This is a genomic window from Arthrobacter sp. 01N442, from assembly GCF_056399345.1.
Map to the genome: position 1 here is coordinate 165,026 of NZ_JBFTRD010000003.1, position 18,459 is coordinate 183,484.

16 protein-coding genes are annotated in these 18,459 nt (G+C 68.6%); 14 read left to right on the top strand and 2 right to left on the bottom strand.

Going from position 1 to position 18,459, the window contains the following annotated elements; all coding sequences use genetic code 11:
- Positions 1–77: 77 nt before the first annotated feature.
- Positions 78–656, bottom strand: a complete 579-nt coding sequence (locus AC1DNC_RS06445; RefSeq protein WP_476861733.1) for a hypothetical protein — start codon at positions 654–656, stop codon at positions 78–80.
- A 188-nt stretch (positions 657–844) separates the two neighbouring features.
- Here AC1DNC_RS06445 and AC1DNC_RS06450 point away from each other — a divergent pair, with 188 nt between their 5' ends.
- The 6 genes from AC1DNC_RS06450 to AC1DNC_RS06475 all read left to right on the top strand — a co-directional run bounded on the left by AC1DNC_RS06450 (position 845) and on the right by AC1DNC_RS06475 (position 8,075).
- Entirely contained in the window at positions 845–1,243 is a 399-nt protein-coding gene (locus tag AC1DNC_RS06450; protein ID WP_476861734.1) for a YbjQ family protein, read from the top strand.
- A 38-nt stretch (positions 1,244–1,281) separates the two neighbouring features.
- Positions 1,282–1,986, top strand: coding sequence for a TetR/AcrR family transcriptional regulator (locus AC1DNC_RS06455; RefSeq protein WP_476861735.1), 705 nt, complete (start codon positions 1,282–1,284; stop codon positions 1,984–1,986).
- A gap of 1 nt (position 1,987) precedes the next feature.
- Positions 1,988–4,534 (top strand): MMPL family transporter, encoded by a 2,547-nt coding sequence (locus AC1DNC_RS06460; protein WP_476861736.1) that lies wholly within the window; start codon positions 1,988–1,990, stop codon positions 4,532–4,534.
- A 138-nt stretch (positions 4,535–4,672) separates the two neighbouring features.
- Positions 4,673–5,341, top strand: coding sequence for a Maf family protein (locus tag AC1DNC_RS06465; RefSeq protein WP_476861737.1), 669 nt, complete (start codon positions 4,673–4,675; stop codon positions 5,339–5,341).
- Between the two features lie 157 nt (positions 5,342–5,498).
- The gene (locus AC1DNC_RS06470) at positions 5,499–7,310 is read left to right on the top strand and encodes an acetyl/propionyl/methylcrotonyl-CoA carboxylase subunit alpha (protein WP_476861898.1); all 1,812 of its coding nucleotides are present in this window, start codon (positions 5,499–5,501) and stop codon (positions 7,308–7,310) included.
- Between the two features lie 33 nt (positions 7,311–7,343).
- The gene (locus AC1DNC_RS06475) at positions 7,344–8,075 is read left to right on the top strand and encodes a glutamine amidotransferase (RefSeq protein ID WP_476861738.1); all 732 of its coding nucleotides are present in this window, start codon (positions 7,344–7,346) and stop codon (positions 8,073–8,075) included.
- A gap of 135 nt (positions 8,076–8,210) precedes the next feature.
- On the opposite strand, the gene AC1DNC_RS06480 is transcribed toward AC1DNC_RS06475, so the two are convergent.
- Positions 8,211–9,623, bottom strand: a complete 1,413-nt coding sequence (locus AC1DNC_RS06480; protein ID WP_476861739.1) for an MFS transporter — start codon at positions 9,621–9,623, stop codon at positions 8,211–8,213.
- Between the two features lie 184 nt (positions 9,624–9,807).
- Between AC1DNC_RS06480 and AC1DNC_RS06485 the strand changes: the two genes are divergently transcribed.
- From AC1DNC_RS06485 to AC1DNC_RS06520, 8 genes are all read left to right on the top strand, one after another.
- Entirely contained in the window at positions 9,808–10,146 is a 339-nt protein-coding gene (locus AC1DNC_RS06485) for a YnfA family protein (protein WP_476861740.1), read from the top strand.
- Between the two features lie 55 nt (positions 10,147–10,201).
- Positions 10,202–10,528, top strand: a complete 327-nt coding sequence (locus tag AC1DNC_RS06490) for an ArsR/SmtB family transcription factor (RefSeq protein WP_476861741.1) — start codon at positions 10,202–10,204, stop codon at positions 10,526–10,528.
- Positions 10,525–11,295, top strand: coding sequence for a cation diffusion facilitator family transporter (locus tag AC1DNC_RS06495; RefSeq protein ID WP_476861742.1), 771 nt, complete (start codon positions 10,525–10,527; stop codon positions 11,293–11,295). Before AC1DNC_RS06490 ends, AC1DNC_RS06495 begins: the two co-directional genes overlap by 4 nt.
- Positions 11,296–11,297: 2 nt before the next feature.
- Positions 11,298–11,630 carry a thioredoxin family protein gene (locus tag AC1DNC_RS06500; RefSeq protein ID WP_476861743.1) on the top strand — a complete coding sequence of 111 codons (333 nt, stop codon included), beginning with the start codon at positions 11,298–11,300 and terminating at the stop codon, positions 11,628–11,630.
- A 192-nt stretch (positions 11,631–11,822) separates the two neighbouring features.
- Positions 11,823–13,220, top strand: coding sequence for an MFS transporter (locus AC1DNC_RS06505; RefSeq protein WP_476861899.1), 1,398 nt, complete (start codon positions 11,823–11,825; stop codon positions 13,218–13,220).
- Positions 13,221–15,407, top strand: a complete 2,187-nt coding sequence (locus AC1DNC_RS06510) for a molybdopterin oxidoreductase family protein (protein WP_476861744.1) — start codon at positions 13,221–13,223, stop codon at positions 15,405–15,407.
- Entirely contained in the window at positions 15,404–16,957 is a 1,554-nt protein-coding gene (locus AC1DNC_RS06515) for an FAD-dependent oxidoreductase (RefSeq protein WP_476861745.1), read from the top strand. The genes AC1DNC_RS06510 and AC1DNC_RS06515 overlap by 4 nt, the downstream gene beginning before the upstream one ends.
- 235 nt (positions 16,958–17,192) lie before the next feature.
- Positions 17,193–18,329 (top strand): acyltransferase family protein, encoded by a 1,137-nt coding sequence (locus AC1DNC_RS06520; RefSeq protein ID WP_476861746.1) that lies wholly within the window; start codon positions 17,193–17,195, stop codon positions 18,327–18,329.
- Positions 18,330–18,459: the final 130 nt, after the last annotated feature.

The following is an 18,459-nucleotide window of genomic DNA, read 5'->3' on the forward strand; positions in this document are numbered from 1 at the left end:
CACCACGCGTCGCAAAAGTAGTCCCCGGGATTCACCTCCCGGGGACTACTTTTTTGGCCTTAGTACTGCTGCGCGCCCTAGCGGCCGCCTCCGCCGATGACGCCCTTCTCAACGGCCTTGGTCACCGCGTCGGCCTCGGCTTGGGTCAGGGTGCCGTCGCTGACGGCCTTGTCCAGCCTGGTCTTCAGCGCCGCGGCGCGTTCGCTCTGTTCGGCCGTGCGGAGCTCGGTCAGGGCCGCGGTGACCTTGGCCTCGTCGATGCCGAGCGATGAGGCGAGGGACTTGGCCAGCTCCGCCTCCATGGCCGTTCGGTCCGGCCGGGTGCCTTCCGCCGGCGGCGTGGTCGGCTTGTGGGCGTCGCGGAAGGCTTTGAGTGCCTCGGTGAGCTTGGCTTCGTCGACGCCCAGCTTGGTGGCCAGCTCGGAGGCCCTCGCACCGCCGAAGCCGCGTTCGCCGCCGTGGCCGTGCCCGCCGCGCATGCCCATGTCGTCGCCCGGTGCGTTGCTGCCGTCCGGTGAGGCGCTAGCGCTGGAGCTGGCGCTGGGGGTGGGGGTCGGCGTCGTGGTGGCGGAAGCCATGCCGGCCAGCCCGATGCCGGCGCCCAGGGCGAGGGCCGTGGCGGAAACGCCGAGCGTGATTCTCTTGGTACGTGACATGTGTTGCCTCCTGGATCTGCCGTGCGGCGACGGCTCGGTTCTGTACTTGCTGCGCTGTCTTTTCAAGACGTGCCTTCAGTCTGCAGCGACAGGCTCGGCAGGGCCTGTTCGCAACCTTTCATCTTGCTGTGAAAGATTCCGGGCCGATTTTCCGTTGTCCGCGGGCGCAAAGTGGCTAGGCTCGGGTCATGCTGATCGTCACGTCGAACGACATTCCCGGCCATCGGATCGACGCCGTCTTCGGCGAGGTCATGGGACTGACCGTCCGGTCGCGGGATGTCGGCGCCCAGCTCGTGGCCGGATTTCGTTCCATAGCCGGAGGCGAGCTGCGCGAACTCACCGAGGTGCTTTACGAGAGCCGCCAGGAGGTGATGGCGCGGATGGTCGCCGAGGCAGCGCAGCGCGGTGCCAACGCGATCGTCGCGATGCGGTTCGACACGGCCCACATGGCCAATAACTGGACGGAAATCTGCGCCTACGGCACGGCGGTGTTTGCGATCCCGCTGGGCGACGGCGAACCCGGCGCGACGGGCCAATCGATCCAATTGACGGGCACGCGCAGGGAGGGTGCCGCTGGAGGGCCATAAACTTGCCCGGAGTGCAAAGATGCACATAGTGTAAGGCCATGCCCACTCCACTTACCGGCCCCGACGACGGCGGCACGGCGCCTTCGCGGCGCGAGCTGAACAAGGCCGCCACCCGGCAAGCGATCACCGACGCCGCGCTTGGCCTGCTCCGCGCCAAGGGGCCGGGCAACTTCACCGTCGAGGACATCGCCGAATCCGCCGGAATCTCACGGAGGACCTTCTTCAACTACTTCGGCAGCACCGAAGCGGCCATCGCCTCGGTAACGCACGGCTTCCTGGACAAGGCGCTCCAGCAATTCCGCCTCCGCCCGGCCGGCGAGCCCATCCTGGAATCCGCCCGGGCCGCCCTGGTCGAACTCGCCGATCCGATGACGGTGGCGCCGCTGGCCGAGCTCTACAGCCTTGGCCAGTCGAACCCGCAGCTCAACCGCTCCGAGCTCGAAGCGTGGGACCACTGCACTATCGAGATCATCGACGCCGCCCGCGAGCGCTTCGCCCGGGGCTCCGACGTCGAAATCGACGAACTGTATCTGCGTGCCCTTGCCGGCTCCGTCATCTACTGCGGCAAAGCAGCCATGGATGTCTGGTTTGCCCGATGCTCAGGCTCCCTCTCCGCGGAATCGCTTTCGACTTTGCGCCAGCTACTGATTGATTCCATGAGCCTGCTGGGCTCAGGATTTGCCACTCCCGCAGCCGCCCCGGCCGCCAACCCAACCGCCGCCCCTTCCCCAGATCGGTCCTGACATGGCTCTTTTGCTCTATCGACTCGGCAAGTTCTCCTACCGCCACCGCTGGCTCGTCATCTCGCTCTGGCTTGCCGTGATGGTGGCCGTGGGCGGTGCCGCAGCGGCATTCCACGGCACCCTGTCCAACAATTTCCAGATCCCGGGCACCGAGACCCAGCAGATGGCGGACAAGCTCAAGCAGGAGCTCCCGTCCTCCTCGGGTGGTTCCGCGAGCATCGTCTTTGAAGCCAACGATGCCCAGTTCAGCCAGGCCGGCAAGGACGCGGTGTCCGCTTCCCTGGCCAAGCTGAAGACCCTCCCCGACGTGCAGGGCACCGTGGACCCCTTCGCCACCCAGGCGCAGCTGGACAAGGCCGTCACCGACCTGGCGGCCGGAGAGCAGAAGGCCGCCGCCGGCAAGGCCCAGCTGGACAAGGCCGCGGCGCAGCTCGCCGACGGCAAGGCCCAATTGGCCGATGCCGAGAAGCAGATGGCGGCCGCCGGCCTGCCCCCCGCGGCGATCGAGGCCCAGTTGGGCCAGCAGAAGGCGGCTTTGGCTGCCGGGCAGGCAAAGCTCGACGCCGGGACAAAGGAACTCAAGGCCGGCGATGCCAAGCTGGCCCTCGGCAAGCGCCAGCTCGATGCTTCGAAGGGGCTGCGCTTTGTCTCCGAGGACGGCAAGGCCGCCATCGCCCAGGTGCAGTTCAAGACCTCGATCAACGGCCTCAAGCCGGAGGTGCGGCAGCAGGTCCAGGACATCGTCAAAGAGGTTTCCGCCGCCAACGTGACGGCCCTGCCCAGCAAGGAAATCAGCGAAGACATCTCCGAGATCTTCGGCACCGCTGAGATCATCGGCATCGCCGTCGCCGCGCTGGTGCTGATCATCATGCTCGGTACCCTCGTGGCCGCTGGGCTCCCGCTGCTGATGGCGATCGTCGGCGTGGCGGTCGGCGTCGGCGGTACCTTCGCGCTGAGCGGCGCCGTCGACATGAGCTCGATCTCCCCGATGCTGGCCCTCATGCTGGGCCTGGCCGTCGGCATCGACTACTCCCTGTTCATCGTCAACCGGCACCGCGGCCAGCTGCTCGCCGGCATGGATCCCGAGGAATCCGTGGCCCTCGCCACGGGCACCTCCGGCAACGCGGTGCTCTTCGCCGGCCTCACGGTGATCATTGCCCTCGCCGCCCTGGTGGTTCCGGGGCTGCCCTTCCTGGCCGTGATGGGCCTCTCCGCCGCCGCCACGGTGGCCGTCGCCGTCGTCGTGGCCCTGACCCTGACGCCGGCCGTGCTGTCCCTGGTGGGCCGCAAGCTGGTGTCGAAGCGGGCCTGGGCCAAGGCGGAGCGGCACAACGCCGCTCCCGGCCACGACGCCGAGGACCGTGCCCGGGACGAATACCGCAGCAGCCACGGCTGGGGCGGCGTCGTCACCCGGCACCCCTGGCTCTCGCTGGTGGCCGGCGTGGTGCTGCTGGGCGTGGTGGCCCTGCCCGCCAGCCAGCTCCGGCTTGCGCTGCCGGATGCCAGTTCCGAGCCTGTCGCCTCCACGGCTTTCAAGGCCTACGACGTCACCAAGCGCAGCTTCGGCGAGGGCATGACCGGCCCGATCATCGTGGTCGGCGACTTCCCCGCCGGCCTCAGCACCGCCGACGCCCAGGCCAAGCAGCTGGACGTCGCGGACATCCTGCGCAAGACGGACAACGTTGCGGCCGCCGTGCCGCTGGCGCTCAGCGACGACCGCCGGACCGCCGTATTCCAGGTCATCCCGAAGGAGGGGCCGGCCAGCGCCAGCACCGTCCAGGTGGTCTCCGATCTGCGTGCCGAAAAGAGCCGGATCCAGGACTCCACCGGCGTCGGGATCGGCCTCACCGGCCAGACCGCCGGCAACGTCGACGTATCCACCAAGCTAGGCGACGCCCTGCCGCCGTACCTGGCGATCGTCGTCGGACTCTCCCTGATCCTGCTGCTGCTCGTCTTCCGCTCGATCGTGGTTCCGCTGCTGGCGACAGGCGGCTTCCTGCTCTCCCTCGCCGCCGCGTTCGGCGGGGTGGTCGCGGTGTACCAGTGGGGCTGGCTGGGCACCGTCTTCGGTGTGGAGAACCCCGGGGCCGTGCTGAGCTTCCTGCCCATCATCCTGATCGGTGTGCTGTTCGGCCTGGCCATGGACTACCAGGTCTTCATCGCCTCCGGCATGCGCGAGGCGTACATGCACGGCGAAACGGCCAAGCACGCGGTCCGCTCCGGCTTCAGCCACGCGGCGGCTGTGGTCACCGCGGCCGCGATCATCATGGTCAGCGTGTTCTCCGGCTTCGTGTTCTCGCACCTGAACATGGTCCGGCCGATGGGCTTCGCCATGGCGTTCGGCGTGCTGGTGGACGCGTTCGTGGTGCGCATGACGATCGTTCCGGCCGTCATGTACCTGCTCGGACGCAAGGCCTGGTGGCTCCCGCGCTGGCTGGACCGCATCTTGCCCGACGTCGACGTCGAAGGCGCCAAGCTGCGCAAGCCGGCAGCCGCCGACGACACCGACGCCGGCGCAGCCGAACCCGCCGCGGCTGGCGCCCGGTAACAGCAACCGCCCGGTGCCGCCCGTGCCGCCGCCCGAGCCGCCCGTCGATCATTGCGATCGGCGGGCGGCTTTGTTGTGGGCGGGTCCCGTTGGGCGGCCGGTGACTCAAGACGCCGCCAAAGGAACTACGCTGGTGCCGTGACCCGCCTCATTCTTGCCTCCCAGTCCCCCGCCCGCACCAAGCTGCTCAGCAACGCCGGCATCGCGCACGACGTCCTCGTCTCCGATGTCGACGAGGACGCAGTTCAGGCCCGCTACGGCGTGACCGACCCGCATGACACCGCCCTGCTGCTGGCCCGCGCCAAGGCCGAGGCCGTCGCATCCCTGCCGGAATCCGAGGGCGCCCTGGTGATCGGCTGCGACTCGGTCTTCGAGTTCGACGGCGAGGCCCACGGCAAGCCGTACACCGCCGACGTCGCCAAGGAACGGATGCTCAGGATGAGCGGCAGCATGGGCGTGCTGCACACCGGCCACTGGCTGGTCGACTGCCGGGACACCGACGCCGAGGAGAACCCCGGCACGGGCGCGACGCTGGGTTCCGTCTCCTCGGCAGAGGTGCACTTCATGGAAATGAGTGAGGACGAGATCGATACCTATATCGCTACCGGCGAGCCGCTGCAGTGCGCCGGGTCCTTCACGATCGACGGCTACGGCGGGGCCTTCATCCGCAAGGTCGACGGAGACCCGCACACCGTCGTCGGGCTCTCCATCTCAACCCTGCGCGGCCTGCTCGGCCAGGCAAAGGTGGGCGTCACCGAACTCTGGACCGGCGGCGCCGCCAACCCGGCCGACATCCGCGCCGAGTGAGCCATTTCGCACCACCTTGTAGGAACCCCACAAAGGATCGGCCGTTTACGCGCGGGATCCGCAAGTAATATCGGCGGAACCCTCAAAACCGCGCTAGGCTCCCTGAAGGAAAGAAGGAGACGCCTTGTCAGCAAATTCGGAGCAGTCCGCAACGTCAGTGCCCGCCGCCACCACCCCGGGCACCCACCGCCTGAGCAAGGTGCTGATCGCCAACCGCGGCGAGATTGCCGTGCGCATCATCCGCGCCGCGCGCGATGAAGGCATCGCCTCCGTGGCCGTCTACGCGGATCCGGACCGCGACGCCCTGCACGTCAAGCTCGCCGACGAAGCGTACGCGCTGGGCGGCAACACCGCCGCCGAGTCCTACCTCGTGATGGACAAGCTGATCGAGGTGGCCCTGCGCTCCGGCGCCGACGCCATCCACCCCGGCTACGGCTTCCTCGCCGAAAACGCCGAATTCGCCGCCAAGGTGATTGCCGCCGGCATCACCTGGATCGGCCCCTCCCCCGAGGCCATCTCCGCCCTCGGCGACAAGGTCCAGGCCCGGCACATTGCCGAGAAGGTCGGCGCCCCGCAGGTCCCCGGCACCGCCGATCCGGTGGAATCCGCCGAGGAAATCCTCGAATTCGTGGACAAGTTCGGCCTGCCCGTTGCCATCAAAGCCGCCTTCGGCGGCGGCGGACGCGGCATCAAGGTGGCGCGTACCCGCGACGAAATCCCCGAGCTCTTCGAATCCGCCGTCCGCGAAGCCACGGCTGCGTTCGGCCGCGGCGAGTGCTTCGTCGAGCGCTTCCTTGATGCCCCGCGCCACGTCGAGACCCAGTGCCTCGCCGACGCGCACGGCAACGTCGTGGTCGTCTCCACCCGCGACTGCTCGCTGCAGCGCCGCAACCAGAAGCTCGTGGAGGAGGCGCCGGCCCCGTTCCTCACCGATGAGCAGAACCAGCGGCTCTACGAATCCTCCAAGGCCATCCTCAAGGAGGCCGGCTACCTGGGCGCCGGCACCTGCGAATTCCTCGTGGGCCAGGACGGCACCATCTCCTTCCTCGAGGTCAACACCCGCCTCCAGGTGGAGCACTGCGTCTCCGAGGAAGTCACCGGGATCGACCTGGTCCGCGAGCAGTTCCGGCTGGCCCGCGGCGAGGAGCTCGGCTACGGCGACCCCGAGGTCCGCGGCCACTCGATCGAATTCCGCATCACCGGCGAGGACCCGGGCCGGAACTTCATGCCCGCACCCGGCACCATCACCGGGCTGAAGAACCCCACCGGCCCCGGAGTCCGCGTCGACTCCGGCGTGGAGCAGGGCGACGTCATCAGCGGCAACTTCGACTCGATGCTCTCCAAGCTGATCGTCACCGGCGCCACCCGCACCCAGGCGCTGCAGCGCTCCCGCCGCGCGCTGGAGGAGATGGTGGTGGAGGGTATCCCCACCGTCATTCCGTTCGACCTCGCCGTCGTCAGCAACCCCGATTTCGCCCCGGCCGAGGGTCCGTTCAAGGTCCACACCCGCTGGATCGAGACCGCCTTCGTCAACGACATCCCCGCATGGACTCCCGCAGGTACCGCGGCTGAAGCGGCCGACGCCGGCGAACGCCAGCGCGTCGTCGTCGAGGTTGGCGGCAAGCGCCTCGAAGTGGTGCTCCCGGCGTCGCTGGGCACCGTCTCCGGCGGTGGCAGCGGCAAGCCGGCCAAGGCAAAGAAGCGCTCCAGGAGCGCGGCAGCAGCCTCGCCCGCCGGCGGCAACGCCCTCACCTCCCCCATGCAGGGCACCATCGTGAAGGTGGCCGTCGCCGAGGGCGAGCGGGTGGCCGAAGGCGACCTCGTCGTCGTGCTCGAAGCCATGAAGATGGAGCAGCCGCTCACCGCACACCGTGCCGGAATCGTGATCGGGCTTTCCGCATCCGCCGGCGAGACGGTCTCCGCGGGCGCTGTTATCGCCATGATCGAGGACGGCGAGGCAGCCGAATAGCGGCGTCGCCGTCGGCGGGGCAGACTTAGTTACGTGAAGCCATTTCTGCTCCTCGCCTCACGTGCCGAGGATGCCGCCGCCGACGACGAATACCTCGCCTACCTGCGCTACACCGGGCTCGCCGAAACCGAGCTCCACCGGGTCCGGATGGAGGCCGCGCCGCTGCCCCGGCTGGAACTCAGCGAGTATTCCGGCGTGATTGTCGGCGGCAGCCCGTTCACCTCCAGCGACCCCGCAGAGCACAAGAGCGACATCCAGCACCGGGTGGAGCGCGAACTGTTCGCCCTGCTGGACCGGATCGTGGCCGAGGACTTCCCCTTCCTGGGCGCCTGCTACGGCGTCGGCACCCTGGGCCTGCACCAGGGCGCCGTGATCGACCGGACCTATGGCGAGGGACTCGGCGGCGTCACCGTCAGCATGACCTCCGCCGGGCAGCAGGACCCGCTGCTGCGCGGCCTGCCGGAACAGTTCACGGCCTTTGTGGGCCACAAGGAGGCATGCACCGTGCTGCCCGGCGGGGCGGTGCTGCTGGCGAGCTCCGAGACCTGCCCGGTGCAGATGTTCCGGATCCGGTCCAACCTCTACGCCACCCAGTTCCACCCGGAACTCGACGCGGAAGGCCTCACCACGCGGATCGACGTCTACCGCCATGCCGGATACTTCCCGCCCGACGCCGCCGAGGAGCTGATGGACCAGGCCCGGCAGCACAACGTCACCGAGCCGATGGCCATCCTGCGCAACTTCGTGGAGCGCTACGCCCGGTAACGAGCCCGCCGCCGTCTACGCCGCGCGCGTACGCTCCTCCCCGGTTACTTCCCGCCGCACCCTCCCCGGACACGGGAATGCCCGGCGTGTCGACCTCACACGCCGGGCATCCGGTTCAGTAACTGGGTTGGAGCGTCAGGCTACGTTGTTCTCGTAGTCCAGGTCGCGGGTTTCCTTGCTCACGAACAGCGCGATCAGCGTCAGCACGGCCATGAGCGTGAGGTACACGCCCACCAAGACCGGGCTGCCCTTCGCCAGTTCCCACAGCCAGACGGCGATGAACGGCGCCACCGCCGCGCCCAGGATGGACGAGAAGTTGTAGCTGATGGCCGAGCCGGTGTACCGGACGTTGGTCGGGAACAGCTCGGGCAGCAGCGCGCCCATCGGGCCAAAGGTCAGGCCCATCAGCGAGAAGCCGATGATCAGCAGCGCCATGGTGCCGACGAAGCCGCCGCTGAAGAGCGGCACGAACAGCAGGCCGAAGACGAAGATGCCCGCGGTAACGGCGATCAGCATCTTGCGGCGGCCGTACTTCTCGGCCAGCGGGCCGGAGACCAGGGTGAAGATACCGAAGAAGACGACGCCGGCAATGAGCATCCAGAGGAAGTCGTTACGGGTGAAGCCCAGGCCCGGTACGAACGCGGCTGCTGCCGCCTCGGTCATCGGCTTGCCGGCCTTTTCCGCGGCGGCCTTGGCGGCGTCCAGGCTGGACGCGCGGGTGCCGTAGGTGAGGGTGAACGTGGTCATCAGGTAGAAGAGCACGTAAGTGGCGAGCATGATGAAGGTGCCCAGGATCAGCTGGCGCCAGCTGGTCTTGAAGACCCGGCCCAGGGGCAGCTTGGCGACCTCGTTGGACTCGATGACCTTGGTGAAGGCGGGGGTTTCGATCAGCTTGAGTCGGACGTACAGGCCGATGATGACCATCACGGCGCTGACCAGGAACGGCACGCGCCAGCCCCATGCCTCGAACGCGGCCGGGGTCAGGGTGTAGCTGAAGACCAGGAAGATCACGTTGGCGATGATGAAGCCGATCGGGGCACCCAACTGCGGGAACGTGCCGTAGACGGCGCGCTTGTTGGCCGGGGCGTTCTCGGTGGCCAGCAGGGCCGCGCCGCTCCATTCGCCGCCGAGCGCAAGGCCCTGGGCGAAGCGCATCACGACGAGCAGGGCCGGGGCCCAGAAGGTCCAGCCGGGGACGGTCGCCGTCGGGAGGCAGCCGATCAGGAAGGTCGCGATGCCCATGGTGAGCAGCGAGGCGACCAGGGTGCCCTTGCGGCCGAACTTGTCACCGAAGTGGCCGAAGACGATCGAGCCGAGCGGGCGGGCGATGAACGCGACACCGAAGACGGCGAAGGAGCTCAGCAGCTGGGTGGTTTCGTTCTGGCCCGGGAAGAAGAGCTTCGGGAAGACCAAGACGGCGGCCGTGGCGTAGACATAGAAGTCGTAGAACTCAACGGTGGTTCCGATCAGGCTGGCGACGATCACGCGGCCGCGCGAATTCACCTGCTTGGCGGACCCATGCTCCGTCGAAGTGGCAGTGGATGACATTTAGTGACGCTTTCATGAAGACCGGACCGTCGTGCGGAGAGACGTCCGGCTAAGGAATGGATATATGTACGATAATAGTTCCCCCTGTCCACGAAATGGACAAATGTTCCATTATTTGGACGCTCGTGTCGTTCCGGGCGATGGCGGCGACGGCCGCCCCACCGCGCGCTGGCATGATGGGCGCGTGACCATTGCAAAAACGATCCTGCTCTTCGTCCTCGCCGCCGTCGCGGAAATCGGCGGCGCGTGGCTCGTATGGCAGGCAGTCCGCGAGGGGAAGGAATGGTGGTGGGCCGGCCTCGGGGTTATTGCCCTGGGGATCTACGGTTTTGCCGCGACGCTGCAGCCCGATGCCCACTTTGGCCGCATCCTTGCCGCCTATGGTGGCGTGTTCGTGGCCGGATCCTTGGCCTGGGGCATGGTCTTCGACGGCTTCCGGCCCGATCGGTGGGACCTCGCCGGCTCGGCAATCTGCCTGCTCGGGGTGGCCGTCATCATGTTCGCGCCGCGCAACGCCGGCTGAAGAGACTGGTCAATACAGAATTGCGTGAATACATGCGCAGATGTATTTTGGGTCGATGGAAACCCTCACCCACGCCCCGGTGCTCGCCCGGTTCGGCTACGCGGTCTCCGACCCTACCCGGGCGCGGATTCTGCTGGCCTTGGCGGAGGCGGCCGCGTACCCGTCGGAGCTCGCTGAATCCCTGGGAGTCTCCCGGCAGAGCATGTCCAACCACCTGACCTGCCTTCGGGGCCGCGGACTGGTGGTGGCGGCCCCGGACGGCCGGCGGACCCGGTATGAACTCGCCGACGCCCGGCTGGGCCACGCGATCAGGGACCTGCTCGGCGTCGTGCTGGCAGTGGACCCCGCCTGCTGTGCCCCTGACGGGACGTGCCTGGCATGACCGCAACAACAACTCGGTCCGCCCCTTCCGCCGCCCGGCGTGCCACGCTCAGCCGGCGCATCCGACTGTTCGCGGCCGCGACGATCAGCTACAACATCGTTGAGGCCGTCGTCGCGCTCTGGGCGGGAAACCTCGCGGACTCCTCCGCCCTCGTCGGTTTCGGACTCGATTCGGTGATCGAGGTCGCCTCCGCGGTCGCCCTGTCCTGGCAGTTCTCCGCGAAAGACCCGGAACGGCGCGAGCACCTGACCCTGCGGATCATCGCGATCTCCTTCTTCGCCCTGGCACTGTTCGTCTCCGTGGACTCCGTCCGTTCGCTGACCGGCGGCGGCGAGGCGCAGCAGTCCACCCCTGGCATCGTCATCGCTGCCCTGAGCCTGGCCGTCATGCCCGTCCTGTCCTGGCTGCAACGCCGGGCCGGCCGGGAACTCGGTTCCAGGACCGCGGTGGCAGATTCCAAGCAGACGCTGCTGTGCACGTACCTCTCCGCGGTCCTGCTACTCGGCCTCGTCCTGAACAGCACGCTGGGATGGTGGTGGGCGGACGCCGGCGCGGCACTCGTCATCGCCGGCATCGCCGTGCGCGAAGGCATCAACGCGTGGCGTGGGGACGCCTGCTGCGCCCTCCCCCACGCCGTGGCCGACGACGACGGCGACGCCGGCGCCGTAGCGACCGCCACCGGCGATGTTGCCGGCTGCTGCGAGGGCTGCGGATCCGGTCCCGAACCGAAAGTTGTCACCCTCACGATGCCGCCAAGGCACGGCTGAGCATGAGACTCGAACTGCTCCACATCGCCGACTGCCCCAACACGACGCGGGCGCTCGAACGGGTCAAAGCGGCCCTGGCCGCCCTGGGGCGCGACGACGTCGCGGTCCACCTGCGTCTCATCGAGTCCGCGGCAGACACCGCCGGAACCGGATTCGCCGGTTCGCCCACGATCACCGTAGACGGGGCCGATATCTTCCCCGGCGGGGCACCGAGCAGCGAGCTCGCCTGCCGGATCTACCGGACGCCCGGCGGCCATGCGGGCGCGCCTTCCGTCGAGCAGGTCATCGAAGCGCTGAAGGGCCGCGGCCTCACGCCGTCACATAGGCGCCGATAGGCAAACGTCACAGCACGTTAACAAAGCGCGAGGGTCCCGGAAACGCGGCGTCCCTAGCTTTGAGGGACACCCCGAAGGAGGTCCCCCGTGACTGCTGAACGCATTGCAGACGCCGCAACCGGCGTCTCACCGAACCCCTACACCGAGGCCGCCGACGCTGCCGCCGCCGAGCACGACGCTACCGAGCGCACCATCGGCTCCGAAGGCTCAGCGCCCGCCGTCCGCATCGCCGTCGGCGCACCCGCGCTGGAGTACCGCCCGGGCCGCTGGATCGCGAACTGGGACGCCGAGAACAAGGCCCAGTGGGAATCCCTGGGCCGCGGCATCGCCCGGCGGAACCTGAACTGGTCCATCTTCGCCGAGTTCCTGGGCTTTGTGGTCTGGCAGCTCTGGTCGATCGTGGTGGTCCAGCTTCCCGCGGCCGGCTTCCGTTTCTCCAGCAACGAAATCTTCTGGCTGATCTCGATGCCCAGCCTGGTCGGCGCGACGCTCCGAATCCCCTACACCTTCATGGTTCCCCGCTTCGGCGGCCGGAACTGGACCATCGTCTCGGCCATGCTGCTGCTGATCCCCTCGACCGGCCTGGCGCTGTGCGTCGGCAACCCCGGCACCCCGTTTGGCGTCATGCTGCTCGTGGCCGCCCTGGCCGGCTTCGGCGGCGGCAACTTCGCCAGCTCGATGGCAAACATCACCTTCTTCTACCCGGCCCGCGAAAAGGGCTGGGCGCTGGGGCTCAACGCCGCCGGCGGAAACCTGGGCGCCGCCGTCGCCCAGCTCGCCGTGCCCGTCGCCATCACTGTCCTGGCCGCCGGCACCGTGAACCTGCCGGTGGCCGGGCTGATGTGGATCCCGCTGATCCTGCTCGCCGCCTTCGGCGCCTGGAAGTATATGGACAACCTCACCAGCGCCAAGGGCGACGTCGCCAGCTCGCTCGCCGCGGTCAAGGAGCCGCACCTGTGGGTCATGGCGCTGCTCTACATCGGCACCTTCGGCTCGTTCATCGGCTTCGCCGGCGTGTTTCCCAAGCTCATCAAGGACTACTTCCCCGCGTTCTCTTCGATCGGCGTCGGGACGGTGGCCCTGTCCCTGGCGTTCCTCGGCCCGCTGGTCGGTTCCCTGGCCCGGCCCTATGGCGGCCGGATGGCCGACCGGCTGGGCGGCGCCAGGATGACCGTGACCGCGTTCGCCGCGATGGCCGTCATCACCCTGACTATGGTCTGGACACTGCCGCTGGGCAACTTCTGGCTCTTCCTGGTTCTATTCCTGGCGCTGTTCACCGCCAGCGGCTTCGGCAATGGGGCCACGTACCGGATGATCCCGGTGATCTTTGCCCTGCACAGCCGGGCGGCCCTGTCCGGCGCCAGCAGGGTGGACACCCAGCGGCTGGCGTCCGCCGCGCTGGGCCTGATCTCCGCAATCGGCGCCTACGGCGGATTCGTGATCCCGCAGGTCCTCAACGCCTCCAACACCGCCAGCGGCTCCTACACCCCGGCCTTCTATGGCTTCGTGGCGGCCTACCTCGTGATGCTGGCCGTCTGCTGGGCCTGCTACCTGCGCCCCGCCACCCGCCACGGAAAAGGACACGTCTAGATGACCGACGGCGCCGCCACTCACTGCCCGTACTGCGCGCTCCAGTGCGCCATGACCCTGACCGCACCGGCCGCACCGGCGGCGGCTGCCCCGGCAGAGGTTCCTCTGGAGGTGGCCGGCCGGGACTTCCCCACCAACCGCGGCGGGCTCTGCCGCAAGGGCTGGACCTCGGCGTCGCTTCTGGAGCACCCCGGGCGCGTCACCGAGCCGCTGCTGAGGGGCGCCGACGGCGTACACCGGCCGGTCAGCTGGGAGGAGGCCCTGGAACGCATCGCCGCCGCGGTGAAGGCGACCCGCGCCGCGTATGGCCCGGACGCCGTCGGGGTGTTCGGCGGCGGCGGACTCACCAACGAGAAGGCCTACCAGCTGGGCAAATTCGCCCGGCTGGCCCTCGGCACCTCGCGGATCGACTACAACGGTCGGTTCTGCATGTCCTCGGCGGCCGCGGCCGGGATGCGCGCATTCGGCCTGGACCGGGGCCTGCCGTTCCCGCTGGCAGACCTCGACACCGCCAGCACCATCCTGCTGCTCGGTTCCAACGTGGCCGAGACCATGCCGCCCTTCGTCCAGCACCTCAAGGGGGCGCGCGACGCCGGCGGGCTGATCGTCGTCGACCCACGCCGCTCCGCCACGGCAGCGTTCACGGCCGACGGCGGCGGCCTGCACCTGCAGCCGTTGCCGGGAACGGACCTGGCCCTGCTCCTCGGACTGGCGCACGTTGTGATCCACGACGGCCTCGCGGACGAGCAATTCCTCGCGGACCGCACCTCGGGCTACCCGGCGCTGGCGCGCAGTGTCGCTGGCTACTGGCCCGAGCGCGTGCAGTCCCTGACCGGCGTCCCGGCCGGGCTTATCCGGGACACCGCGCACCGGCTCGTCGGGGGCGCCCGGCAGGGCGGAAGCTACATCCTCACCGGCCGCGGCGTGGAACAGCACGTGGACGGAACGGACACCGCCACCGCCGCCGTCAACCTTGCCTTGCTGCTGGGCCTGCCGGGCTCGGCGCGCAGCGGCTACGGCACCCTCACCGGCCAGGGGAACGGCCAGGGCGGCCGCGAACACGGCCAGAAGGCGGACCAGCTCCCGGGCTACCGGAAGATCACCGATCCCGCGGCCCGCGCCCACGTCGCGTCCGTCTGGGGCGTGCCGGAGGCTTCGATTCCCGGCCCCGGCGTCCCCGCCGTCGAACTTCTTGCGTCGCTGGGACAGCCCGACGGCGTGCGCTGCCTCTTCGTGCACGGCGCCAACGTGGCGGTCTCCGCCCCGGACGCGAACGCTGTGATCGCAGGCCTGCACAGCCTCGACTTCCTGGTGGTCTGCGACTTCTTCATCTCCGAAACCGCGGCCGAGGCGGACCTGATCCTGCCCGTCACCCAATGGGCCGAGGAGGAAGGCACCCTCACCAACCTCGAGGGCCGGGTACTGCGCCGCCGCCGGGCCATCGCTCCCCCGCCCGGTGTGCGCAGCGAACTCTGGATCATGACCCGGCTGGCCGAGCTGCTGGAGGCGCCGTCGACCTTCAGCGAGGATCCGGAGACCGTGTTCGAGGAGCTTCGGCTTGCCTCCGCCGGCGGCCTGGCCGACTACTCCGGGATCGACTACGCCCTGCTGGACCGCGGCGAGGAAGCCTACTGGCCTTATCCCTCCGGCAGCACCGGCACGCCGCGCCTGTTCCGGGACGGCTTCGCCCATCCGGACGGCCGGGCGGTGTTCGTTCCGGTAACTCCACGCCGTCGTTCGTCGCCCGCAGCGGAGGCGGGCGCAGGCCTGACGGGCGCAGGCCCGGCGGGTGCGCCGATGACCCTGATCACCGGCCGCCTGCTGGAGCATTATCAGTCCGGTGCCCAGACCCGGCGGGTGGCCGCCCTGGCCGCCGCCCGGCCCGAGGCCCGGGTGCAGATCCACCCGGCGGCCGCCGCGGCGCAGGGCATCGCCGAGGGCGACGTCGTCGCTGTTGCCAACGGCCGCGGCGAGGTCCTGTGCCGGGCCGAACTGAGCGCGGACATCCGGCCCGAAACGGTGTTTCTGCCGTTCCACTTCCCGGGGCTGGAGAGCGCCAACCGGCTCACCGAGGCGGCCACCGACCCGGTCTCCGGGATGCCGGAGTTCAAGACCAGCGCAGTATGGGTGCGGCCGGCCGCGGCTGGCGCCCACACCGAAGTTCTACAGATGGAAGGTGCCCCATGACGGAGCGGATTGTGGTGGTGGGCTTCGGCCCGGTGGCGGCGCGCTTGATCGACGAACTGTTGCCCGCGGTGCGGGACGGGGCGCTGGAGCTGACGGTGGTCGGCGAGGAGAGGGAAGCCGCGTACAACCGGGTTCTTGTGGCGGATTTGGGCGTCGGCAGGACCTCCGCCGGGGCCCTGGCGCTGGCGGACGCGGCGGCACTGGTTGCCGACGGCGTGGACGTCCGGCTGGGTAGCCGGGTCCGGCGGGTGGACCGGTCCCGGCAGCGGGTCCTGCTCAGCGACGGCAGCTCCCCCGGCTACGACCGGCTGGTCTTCGCCACCGGCTCCCGTCCGGTGATCCCCAACCTCACCGGGCTGAATCCGGATCCGGCCGCCCCGGTATTGCCAGCCGGGGTGACGGCGCTGCGGGACCTGGCGGATGCCGCGGCGCTTCGGAGGGCGGTGGACGGCGGCAAGCGCGTGGTGGTCCTCGGCGGCGGGGTGCTGGGCCTGGAGACGGCGCTGGCAGCAGCCGAGGAAGGCGCCACCGTGACCGTGGTGCACAACGGCCCGCACCCGCTGGGCCGTAACATCGACCGCGGCGGCGGCGCCGTGCTCACAGCGGCGCTGCGGAATTGCGGCGTGCGGGTGGCCGGGAATGCGCGGTCCGTTGCCGTGGAGACCGGGGCCGACGGCGGCTTCTCCGCGCTGCTGCTGGCGGACGGTTCCGCGATCGACGGCGACTTGCTGGTGCTCTCCTGCGGTGTGCGGCCGCGGACCGAACTAGCGGATGGCTGCGGGCTGCCGACGGCGGCAGGCATCCTGGTCGATCACCGGCTCCGCGCACACCACGACCCCTGCGTTTACGCGATCGGTGACTGCGCCGAGGTGCGCTGCCCAGACCCGTCATGTGTGGACTGCCGGAGCGCACGCGGCCCGTCCGGGCTGGTGGGACCGGGCTGGCGGCAGGCCGAGTGGCTGGCTCATTACCTGGCTCTCCTGGCAGCTGGCGCTTCCTCCGAAGCCGCAGCTTTGCCGCCGCTGCCGGCGGAACGGCCGGGGGTACTGGTGCTGAAGGCCCGCGGGCTGACCCTGGCTGTGGCCGGGGAAGTGTCCGCCGAGCCATGGGACGAGGAGGCTTTGACGGCGGGGGCAGCCGTCGGCCGGGCGCGGCTGCAGGTGGCTCAATGGGCCGACCCCGAGCACGGCCGCTACGTGAAGATGACCACGCGCGCAGGGGTGCTGGAAGGCCTGGTGGCCGTGGGCATGCCCAGAACCGCGGCGGAGTTGGTGCAACTCTTCGAGCGCGGCGCCGAGCTCCCCGCGGACCGGTCGCTGCTGCTGCGCCTCGATGGGCCGGAGCCGGCGGCTTCTCCTATTACCGATCCGGAGCGCACGGTGTGCCGGTGCGCTGGAGTGAGCGGGACCGCGATTGCCGATTCTGTGACTTCCGGCTGCGGAACGCTGGACGAGGTCTCAGCCTCTACGCGCGCCGGCACCGGCTGCGGCGGCTGCCACGAGGACATCAAGGGGATCATCGAAAAGCATTTCCAGGCGGCAGAGGTGTAGGGTCCAAGGCCGGGGATCCCGGACATGGTTGAAACGCAGTGCACCAACCTCCCGCGAGCTGCAACCGCACGTCAGGCAGGTCCGACTCCGGCCATAGTCAGTCAGTCGCTTGCGATACTAGGACCGGCGAACGGAACTCCAGTTCGTGCTACAACGGTGCGGGGCGCAGCAGCACGCCTCTCCTTCGGGTTATGGTTGGCTAACCGGTAAGATCAGGCAAAAATTTGGGGGGCCGTTGACGGCATTACAGGTCGATCATGCGAGCGTGCGGCCAGCCATCTCTGAGCGGCTTCGCTCGCTCGATGGTCTGCGAGGGCTGGCCGCGGTGACTGTCGTCCTTGGACACGCGCGCTTGGTCTTTTTGCAAAACGACCCGAGCGACCTGTTCGAGTTCCCAGTCGTCGCTGAAGTAGTCGCGCTCCTCGGAACCCTTGGCGCGCATGCTGTCTGGTTGTTCTTTGTGCTTTCCGGTCTGGTGTTGTCGCGGATGATGCTCGCAACGAAGGACTTCGACTACGGCAGCTATGTACTCGGCAGACTCGCCCGCTTGTACATTCCGGTTTGGGCTGCGGTCGCGTTCACATTCGTGACGATGCTTATCGCTTCCCGTGACACCAAGGGGCTGGGCAATTGGGTGGACGCGCACCCTGCCTCGTTCCTGCCGTGGGCGATCATCAATGACCTGACCCTCGTCGGCGGCGCGAGCAGCAACCTATCCCCGCTATGGTCCCTGCGCTGGGAAGTCCTGTTTTCGCTGCTGCTGATCCTCTACGTGGCCGTCATGCGAAAGGTCCCCCCTGCCGCCGGTGTGGCGTTGAGCATTGTCCTGTGCGTCATCGGCCAGCGCACCGGCAACCAGGTGCTCATGTTCATGGCGATGTTCGCGGTTGGAGCAGCTCTTGCCTACGCCTGGGACCGACTGACGGAGCTGCGCAACCGCCTCGAAGCTCGGATGCGTAAATTCGGTGTGCTGTATGTTTCGGCGACGCTTGTTGCGGTCCTCCTGATCGTCGCCCTACAGATGCTTCCAACACTTCTGCGCCCCCTCGAAATCTCAGCGCCGACGATGGGCATGATTGACATGAGCGCAACCCTCGTCGCACTCGCCGCAGCAATAGTTCTGGTCGGCCTCGCGAGGCCGCTCGTGGCGACATTCGAGGCCCGGCCGCTGCAGTGGCTTGGCACCGTCTCCTTCAGCCTGTACCTGGTGCATGAGCCGGTGCTGTTGTTCTTCGTCTACACGTTCAGGGCCAACCCGGTGGCTGTGGTGGTTGGCTTGGTGCTGTGCTTCCCGATAGCCCAACTGTTCTATCGAGTGATCGAGAAGCCGTCACACAAGTTCTCCCGCCGATTCAAGCGAGTCACGCCGTAGCCACCCCCGCGGCGGCAAATGGACCTGTGCCGCCTGCAGCGTCGCCGCGAAGTCGTAGGGTTTCCTCCCGACATCTTCGATGCGCCCGAGCTCGCTCTCGACAAAACGAAATAGCGCGGTGTGCGTCCCA